The 671-nt window shown below is 70.2% G+C and carries 1 protein-coding gene; it reads left to right on the top strand.

Going from position 1 to position 671, the window contains the following annotated elements; all coding sequences use genetic code 11:
- Positions 1-98: 98 nt before the first annotated feature.
- Positions 99-587 carry an RNA polymerase sigma factor gene (locus ACESY8_RS19710; RefSeq protein ID WP_054339555.1) on the top strand — a complete coding sequence of 163 codons (489 nt, stop codon included), beginning with the start codon at positions 99-101 and terminating at the stop codon, positions 585-587.
- Positions 588-671 lie beyond the last annotated feature (84 nt).

Below are 671 nucleotides of genomic sequence, written 5' to 3' on the forward strand. Positions count from 1 at the left end.
GCCGGGGGGGGCGGCCCGTGGGGCCGCCCGCTTTTTTTGCCTTTCGTGCAATCATTTCCCCCTCCGCCCTGCTTTTCTGATAGAAGGGAGTGAACGGAATGCCCACGCTGAACGGCGTCCCCCTCTCCTGCGAGGAGATTCTGGACCGCTACGGCCCGCTGGTGTACCGCATGGCTGTCCAGGGCACCGGCAGCCCCACGGATGGGGAGGACGTGGCCCAGGAGGTCTTTGTCAGCCTCATCCAGTCCGACCCCGCCTTTGCCGACGAGCTCCACCTGCGGGCCTGGCTGGTGCGGGCCACCGCCAACCGCTGCAAAAACTGGGGCGCGTCCGCCTGGCGGCGGCACACCGTCCCCTTGGAGCCGGGCTGGGACGCCGCCGCCCCGCCGCCGGAGGGCAGCGGGGTGCTGGAGGCGGTGGCTGCCCTGCCCCCCAAATACCGCTGGCCGGTGTACCTCCACTACATCGAGGGGTACACCGCCGAGGAGATCGGACTGCTGCTCCGCTGTCCCCGGAACACGGTGCTCTCCCGGCTGAGCCGGGCCAGGAAAAAGCTGCGGGACGCGCTGAAGGAGGAATGGACATGAGCAAGGTCAACGACTACCGCGGGGCCATGGACGCCCAGCGCCCCTCCCCCGGCTGGCGCGCCCGCACCCTGGCCGCCTCCATGG

The sequence above is a fragment of the Clostridium sp. ATCC BAA-442 genome (assembly GCF_964239415.1).
Classification (GTDB): Bacteria; Bacillota; Clostridia; order Oscillospirales; family Oscillospiraceae; genus Flavonifractor; species Flavonifractor plautii.